The organism is Limosilactobacillus pulli, assembly GCF_947381555.1.
GTDB lineage: Bacteria > Bacillota > Bacilli > Lactobacillales > Lactobacillaceae > Limosilactobacillus > Limosilactobacillus pulli.
The window spans coordinates 1-8727 of record NZ_CANCWQ010000042.1 but is presented as its reverse complement, the minus strand read 5'-3'; the positions used below and the strand labels follow the sequence as shown (position 1 = coordinate 8727).

4 protein-coding genes are annotated in these 8727 nt (G+C 41.0%); 3 read left to right on the top strand and 1 reads right to left on the bottom strand.

Annotated elements, in window-relative coordinates; genetic code table 11:
• The first annotated feature begins 96 nt into the window (after positions 1–96).
• Both QOS03_RS09720 and QOS03_RS08620 read left to right on the top strand, forming a co-directional pair.
• A complete protein-coding gene (locus tag QOS03_RS09720) occupies positions 97–237 on the top strand; it encodes a transposase domain-containing protein (RefSeq protein ID WP_283612372.1) in 141 nt (46 codons plus the stop codon).
• A gap of 824 nt (positions 238–1061) precedes the next feature.
• A complete protein-coding gene (locus tag QOS03_RS08620; protein WP_272208697.1) occupies positions 1062–1583 on the top strand; it encodes a GNAT family N-acetyltransferase in 522 nt (173 codons plus the stop codon).
• 119 nt (positions 1584–1702) lie between these two features.
• On the opposite strand, the gene QOS03_RS08615 is transcribed toward QOS03_RS08620, so the two are convergent.
• A complete protein-coding gene (locus QOS03_RS08615) occupies positions 1703–2305 on the bottom strand; it encodes a glycoside hydrolase family 73 protein (RefSeq protein WP_169462231.1) in 603 nt (200 codons plus the stop codon).
• 577 nt (positions 2306–2882) lie between these two features.
• Between QOS03_RS08615 and QOS03_RS08610 the strand changes: the two genes are divergently transcribed.
• A partial coding sequence (locus tag QOS03_RS08610; protein WP_283576119.1) for a serine-rich glycoprotein adhesin occupies positions 2883–8727 on the top strand: 5845 nt, incomplete at its 3' end.

The following is an 8727-nucleotide window of genomic DNA, read 5'->3' as shown; positions in this document are numbered from 1 at the left end:
ATTCCATGTTTATTTAAGTAAGCATTTCATACAGAGAAGGATTTTCAAAAGTACACAAAATTATTGACACTCTCCAATGCGATCTGGTATAGCATCGTGCAAACCGCAAAACTAAATCATTTGGATGTCTTTAAATATTTAGAGACCCTGCTTAGCGCCTTTACAAAACGCGAAACGCCAGAAATAGAGGCTTATTTGCCATGGGCTCGTGAAATTCAAGAAAGCTGCAAAGCCTAATTGATAAATGAACAGCGGTCGACCACGCAGAAATGCGCCGGTCGACCGCTGCTTTTTTATTCTTTAATTTTTGAAATTGCCTACTGCTTGGCAGGCAACACGGTTCAATATGGTGTGCTTACTTTGAATTTAAAATGCTTGTATGTTCGGTAGTAGTTGCTATCCGGCATGTTTTTGTTTTTAGAAAAAATTACTATATGCATGGTTTGATATTTATAGAGAAATGCTTTTTTACAAATTTTAAATGCATATAGTTTAACCTTTTACTCATTTTGAAAATTTATTAAAAATAAAAAAGGTGAGACGGGGCAAGAATGTCTCATTTCACCTGGGATTTCAAGGGAACCAAGTCTCGTCGCCGCGAACGAGTAAATGATAAAAGTCAAACTTGGTAATCTATGTCGGGCAACGGCATCTTTGCTATGTCACCACAAAAATGGGAATTTAGCGGCTTAAACTGCGTTGATGCGTTGAGGTGGGGTGCTTCATAACTCAGAAGTTACGAACCCCATTTTATAGGCATATATACACATGAGATAGAAATAAAATAAATTCTTTGATAAGAAGGAACCATTGAACCCTAACTCTATGAATCATATAGCTTCTATACCTTTAAGCTTAATGTTTGTCGATTATTAAGTCAATGCTTTTCTTAACATTTGTGCCAATCACTTAAAAAATTTTTGCAATCTTTAACAATTCATAACTCCTGAGAAATGGAATCGCTCAGCAGTTGGTAAAAATAATTGAAATAGGATTGTTGGAAAAATTGATCGTGATAAACTTGTCTAAAAGAAATCGATAAACTAAAGCGAGGAAAGGCAATGAGTTTAATTTATGTTACCAGAGCAACTCAGAATGATATTCCAGTAGTTGCAGCAATTTTTGATCAAGCCAAGGCATTTTTAAAGGCAGCCGGCAGTCCACAGTGGCAGGCAGGCTATCCTAATGCCGATACGGTTGCCCAAGATTTGGCCAGTCAATCATCATGGGTGCTTAAAGTTGATGGCAAGGTTGCCGGCTATGCAGCAGCCGTAATTGGTGATGATCCAAACTATCAGAAAATCGATGGTGCCTGGCAAAATAATGATGCTCCATATGCTGCTATTCATCGCTTCGCACTGAGTCAAGACTATCGCGGCCAGCATTTGGCAAAATACTTTATGAGTGACTTGATTTCGATTTTAAACGAGCAGGGAATTCATAATTTCCGTGTCGATACGCATGATCTGAATCAAGCAATGCAGCACGTTGCCACCAGCAATGGTTTTATTAGACGCGGTCACATCAACATTTTGGATGAGCCCAATGATCCATTGCGCTGGGCGTTTGAATTAAATCTATAATGAAAGGCTCTGCAGCTGGTAGTTGTAGGGCTTTTTTGTTGCCTGACAAATTAAATGGCGCTAAAAAAGAATTATCTATCAAAAAATCCTCGCACCAGCAATTGGAACGAGGATTGATGTTACTTGTCATATTTATCAAGATTGAATTTCTTGATAGCATAGATCAGCTCATTGGCATAGTTGGGATCGGTGGCATAGCCGTCTTTTTGCAGTGCCCAGGCGGCTTCTTGGTAATTTTTGGCATTTAAGATATCCTTAAATACGTTTGGCTTGGCCTTGGTTCCATGAGCGAGCAGTTCAGCATGGGCCTTTAGCGAAGCATCCCAGCTGTCATATACGGCAAAATATTGTTTGACCTCGACCGTTTTGCCATTGATGTTTTCCTTAGTGTACATGCGCACGCGATTCTTTTTGGAAGTTGCCTTAATCCCAAATAAATTATTGTACTTGTAAGCTAATTTACTGCGACCCCAGTTTGATTCCGTGCCAGCTTGGGCGATGATGATACTGGCAGGGATGTGGTATTTCTTTTGTTCTTTTTGAGCAATTGGCGCAATGGTTTTAATGAACTGCTTAACCGTGATCTTAGATGGATGAGTCTCTCGCTGCGGCTTGGCAGACTGACTGGATGAATTGTGGAAGTAAATTCCCAATCCGATTGCTAGGGCGATTACAATTGCGGCAATTCCTGTCCACAGCCATTTTTTAGATTTAATGTTCATATTTCCCCCTGATTTAGAATGTATATTTTTTTAGAAAAATTCAGTAAAGCTTTAAATGTGATTATAAATATTTTTTACTGTTGATCATAGTAAAAAGGTAAATCTCCATAAAATAACCAAAAAGAGTTCATATTTGCATATCTGATAAGTTGATCAGGAGGTACGTTGTTAATGTCAAATTTTTCATGTATTCAATCGATAAATCGTTAAAAATTTTTACTTTCTATCAGTAGGTTGTTCAGTATCTTTGTTGCTGTTATTAAAAAAACACAAATCAAGTTTTTGTTTGATTTTACAAAAGCTGAGAAAGCCCTTAATTTATTCTGGAAATTTTTCAATAGATAACATAAACTAATATCTGTGTATATGCTTTGTTACTTAAACAGTGTAAATGATTATATTTTTCTTAACATATTAACTTATAATACGGGTAAAACTTTTCTTCTCGACTGCTATGAATAGATGTCGATTTATGAATCATGATTTAGCGATCATTCTTATTTTTTAAAATTAATAAGCATTCATTGGCCAAATGACATTTTTGCGGACAATGTTTAATACATAAAGGAAGATTAACGTGCAAACAAAAAATGTTCGAAACAAATCAAAAGTTGATGAAACCGAACGCGTAAAACTATATAAGACGCATCGAGGCTGGTGTAGCTCATTGTCACGCTTTTGGACTTTTTTGAAAGCGGCTTCGGTTGATGAGGATGATGAAACCTCATATGAAGATTATCTCAAGGCAATCGCCACCATCGGAACCATTGCCGGGGCCACTATGCTGATGCCTACAACTGCAATGGCCGACAGCACGCAACTGCAGAAAACAATGGATTCGCGCCGCTCAATGGCAATTGGTCTTTCATCGAATTCTCAAAGCGAATCAACAAGTGGCTCGACCGATAATTCAAAAAGCTTGGATTCGACGGACAGTACGACTCAATCAGAAACGTTCAATAGTACTGACAGCCGCTCAGCTGAAAGCTCATCAGCCAACTCAAATGAGGCTTCAACCAGCTCAACTAGCAGTGAAGACAGTCAAAGTTCAATAGCTGATTCTAAACAATCATCCGAAAACAGCCAAACGGCATCAACTGCTTCAACAACTGCCAGTGAAGATACTGTAAGCAGTTCAACAACGACTTCAAATAGTTCATCAGCTCACGACTCACAGTCAAATACCGCACCAGACTATGGTCAACAAACTAACAGTCAAGCTACCAACACGCTAACGGCAGCCAGTGTCGATCCTCAGGCAGCGGCTGCCAATTACCTGCAGGATATTTTAGGTCAGCTGTGGGCAAAGCAGTCTAATCAAGTGATCCATTCAAATACGATTTTGGATGATGAGTATTTGAACAACGAAAACTCATACACGTTTGATTGGAGCCATATATATAACGACAGTTTGAGTGAACTGTTTGATGGAATGCTTGATGGTATTTTTAATCATGATTGGGGATCATTTTGTAACTTTATCCAAAATTATCATGGCAACGGTACGCTTGATCTGGCATCGATTTTTGGGACGTTTTCCAATCACCTTAAGATCAACGCAGATTATCGTGGTAATCTGGCAACTGGCGATTATCAAGGCGGCAGTAGTTTTGGAACGCAGGATCGTATCAATGGGAATCTCACGATTGGCGATGTTGACTATATCCAAAAGATTAGTGGTCAAATCGGCAGCAATGCCTTTTCTGATCCTGACTATAACCGCATTGTTTTTGGTAATGACGTCAATGCTGAAATTGGACGAGACGGTAACCTATACATAAACGGTAATCGCATGGATCATGTACATATTGGTTACAATGCTGACGTTTTTAAAGATAAAGCCGACAGCAATTATATTGATTTTGAACAGATCTTTAATATTCTGAACGGCAATGCTCAATCGTTAAGTCAACAAGGCACCACGCCTGGTGTTCGCCAAGGCTACTACAATAATCCAGAGTATGGTGCTCAGCCTAATAATTCGGACTACATGATTGATGTTTCAAAAGCACAACCGGATGCAAACAATCGAATCTATGTCAATGTTCCATATGAATATTTGACGGGCTCAAGAACCACAACGATTAGGGGATTGACTGAATCAAATTATGGTCCAGTTGTCGTTATTAACGTTACGGGCATTCCAGAAGGTCAGACTATCGATATTTCCCGTCAGCTTCGGCTACAATACGATGATTGGCGTAGCTTGTTTAACAGGGACTGGAACAGCTTTAGCAGCAGTGATGTCTGGAGATCAGAGCCTAACCACTTGCTGTGGAACTTTGGTACTACCAGCGATACGATTAGGTTTGATAGTACCTTTGCCGGTAGCGTGCTGGCACCCAATGCACATATAATTACCAGCTCTGACTTTGCAGGAAACATTGCAGCCGACACGATTGAGAACAATGGTACGTTTAGACGCTGGGACTTGAATGGCCAGCTGGTCTCAACTCCAGAAATGCGTTCGCTGAGCACCAGCATGAGTACGTCGATTAAGGCTAGTACGTCAGAATCGATATATAATTCCGCGAGTGACGGTATCTCAGTATCTAATTCAGAGGTTAAGAGCCAGTCTGAGGCTGCATCTGCTTCAACCAGCGAAATTACGTCAACGAGTAACTCGGCTTCGACTAGTACAAGTAAGGTTGAGTCGACGAGTAGCTCAACTTCGGCATCGACATCAAGGGATGAATCTATTTCAGCCAGCGAATCAGAGTCCACATCCGAATCAGAAAGTGCTTCAACAAGTGAAAGTGAATCAGCTAGTGAATCGACTTCGACGAGTGAATCTGAGTCTGTCAGTGAATCCGAGTCCGAATCAGAATCAGCCAGCGAAAGTGAATCTGAATCGGCATCTCAGTCAGTAAGTAAAGAAGCTTCAGAAAACAACTCGACGTCGAAATCAATTGCTGATAGTGAAAGTACTTCTGCAAGTCAGTCAACCTCGCGGAGCGTTGCTGAAAGTGAATCAACGTCTAAATCTCTTGCAGATAGTGAAAGCGTATCTCGTTCAGAGAGTGAACTTGCATCAAAGGACCCAGAAGCTAGCTTAAGTTTGCAAGACCGGGATGCATCAATTTCTGCAAGCAAGGAAGACTCACAACTTGCTTCACAAAGTGAGAGTGCGTCTACTAGTGCTAGTCAATCTGAAGCAGAAGAAGAGTCTCTTTCAAAGAGTGCTTCAGAATCTGTTTCAAAAGAAGAAGCAAGCGAATCTGCTTCACTTTCAACTAGTGTTGCTCAATCAGCATCAGCTTCAGCTGAAAAGTCTGCATCTATTGCTGCTTCTGTTAGTGCTTCACAGAGTACGAGCAAGTACCGTGCAGAAAACTACTCATTGAGTACTGCTGACTCCATGAGTACCCTGGCTAGCCAAGTTGCAGCAAGCAAGGGCTTTTTGATCTATGACATGAAGATAACCACCATTAATAATGGTCCCTATGCTCCTCAGACTTTGTCAAACTTAAAAGGTTACCTAAACCTGAGCACTGGTGTCATTACTTGGGAAGTTACTTACATGCCAAAGTCTACTAATGGTTCCTCTTACTTTGGTTTCTTTGTAAACAGTATGTCAGGGCTTGAGGGGGCAGATACGATCACTGTCTACTCAAATGCCTCAGGTGCCGTTGTTGCTGCTTACGATGCTGCAGGGACTAATAATACGATTATTAATATCAATAATTTGTATAATGGCACCCAGCGTGATGGAAATGGTAAAATCCAAAAAACTGCTCTGGGTTTTAATGTTAATGCTAGCCAAGTAAATGATAAGAAATACGCAAATAAGCGTTATTGGGGGGATGCTTTTTCTACTACCAATAAAATTGATACTTCTCAAGGGTTAACAGTTACTTTTACCACTAAGATTCCATCAGAAAATCTTGTTGACTTTGCATCAGTTGTTAATAACGTTCTTGTTGAAGTTCAAGCAGATGAAAGTGCAACGACTAAGAATGTAAAAGCAACTGTTAGTGAAAGTAACACTAACAAGGCAAACCTTGGTGGTATTATGGCTGGCGCAGCTGTTAAGGGCGCATACAACAGTAATGCCTTCAGTGAATCAGCCAGTCAAGTAACTTCTCAATCTATCAGTGAATCTGTCTCAGAATCAGCAAGTGAGTCTGAGTCAATTGAAAAGAGCAAGTCGGCTTCAACAAGCAAGAGTATTGTTGACAGCAACAGTGACAGTAAGTCCAAGTCAATTGAGGAAAGCTCTGCAAATTCTGCCTCAAATAGCGAATCTGCATCTAAGTCTGCCGAAGAATCAGCATCAATTAGTGCCTTTGACAGTGCAAGCAGATCTCTGTCCAGAAGTGAATCTCAGTCTAAGCGTGACTCCGTATCAGCCTCAATTTCAAGTAGCAAGTCTGCATCTCAGTCAGCAAGTGAATCAGTTTCTGAGTCTGAGAGTGCAAGTGCAAGTAAGTCAGTCAGCGAGAGCAATTCTGTTAGTGCTAGTGAATCTGCATCAATAAGTAAGAGTATTTTTGACTCGCAAAGCGCTAGTGAAGCAGACAGCATTTCAAATAGTCTTGCGTCAGAATCAGATAGCGAGAAAAAAGAAAGTGCGTCAAAATCTGTTGCAGAAAGTCAGAGTGAAGCTGCTTCAAAGAGTATTAGCGAATCTATCAAAGAATCTGAATCGGTTTCTCAATCAGAAGAGATTTCAAAGTCAACTAGCACGAGTTTGTCGGAATTGAATAGTAAGAGCTTAAGTGAATCAGCATCCACTTCAAAGTCCACAAGTGAGTCCGTTTCAAAATCAGCTAGTGAAAGTACTTCCGCATCTAAGAGCACTTCGCTATCATTAAGCACTAGTGTCTCTGAATCAGCAGCTTCACGGAGTAAGAGTTTAAGTGAATCTGCAAACACTTCAAAGAGCTTATCAGAATCATTAAGTAAAGTGAGATCTGAGAGTGTATCAGAAAGTCTATCTAAGAGCTTGTCGGAATACAATTCAGAGATTCTTTCAATTAGCGAAGAAAAGTCTAAAATCAAATCTGAATATGCTTCTGACTCAGAAAAAGTTTCTGAACGGATTAGTACTATCGAATCGAATAGTCTTTCTACAGCTATTTCAAACAGTACGATTACGGAATCGGATGCCGACTCTATTCTTTCTAACTGGGATAGTCAGTCAAAATCTGTCTCCGCAAGTAAGAGCGCAAGCAAGGCTGCAAGTGAGTCAGCAAGCACGGCTGCAAGTGAGTCTGTAAGTAGATCCGAATCCGAGAGTATTTTAACTAGCGAGTCCGAAAGTACTTCGACTAGTGAATCAGAATCAACCAGCGAGTCCGAGAGAGAATCCGAGTCTGTTAGTGAATCTAAAAGCACATCAGAGAGTGAATCGGAATCAATTAGCGAGTCAGAAAGCGAATCCGAGTCAGCTAGTGAATCTGAAAGCACTTCAGAGAGTGAATCGGAATCAATTAGCGAGTCAGAAAGCGAATCCGAGTCTGCTAGTGAATCTGAAAGTACCTCAGAGAGTGAATCGGAATCAATTAGCGAGTCAGAAAGAGAATCCGAGTCTGCTAGCGAATCTGAAAGCGCCTCAGAGAGTGAATCGGAATCCGAAAGCGCCTCAGAGAGTGAATCGGAATCAACCAGCGAAAGTGAATCTGAATCGACATCTGAATCAGAAAGTGAATCAGAATCAGCCAGCGAAAGTGAATCCGAATCAACATCCGAGTCAGAAAGTGAATCAACTTCGACGAGTGAATCTGAGTCTGTCAGTGAATCCGAGTCCGAATCAGAATCAGTCAGCGAAAGTGAATCTGAATCGGCATCCGAGTCAGAAAGTGAATCAACTTCGACGAGTGAATCTGAGTCTGTCAGTGAATCCGAGTCCGAATCAGAATCAGTCAGCGAAAGTGAATCTGAATCGGCATCCGAGTCAGAAAGTGAATCAACTTCGACGAGTGAATCTGAGTCTGTCAGTGAATCCGAGTCCGAATCAGAATCAGCCAGCGAAAGTGAATCCGAATCAACATCTGAGTCAGAAAGTGAATCAGCCAGTGAATCCGAGTCCGAATCAGAATCAGCCAGCGAAAGTGAATCCGAATCGACATCTGAGTCAGCAAGTGAATCATTGAGTGCAAGTGAATCGACTTCGACAAGTGAATCAGAATCAGCCAGTGAATCCGAGTCCGAATCAGAATCAGCCAGCGAAAGTGAATCTGAATCGGCATCCGAGTCAGAAAGTGAATCAACTTCGACGAGTGAATCTGAGTCTGTCAGTGAATCCGAGTCCGAATCAGAATCAGCCAGCGAAAGTAAATCTGAATCGGCATCTGAGTCAGCAAGTGAATCAGAAAGTGAATCTGAGTCCGAATCAGAATCAGTCAGCGAAAGTGAATCTGAATCGGCATCTGAGTCAGCAAGTGAATCAGAAAGTGAATCCGAGTCGGAATCAGCCAGCG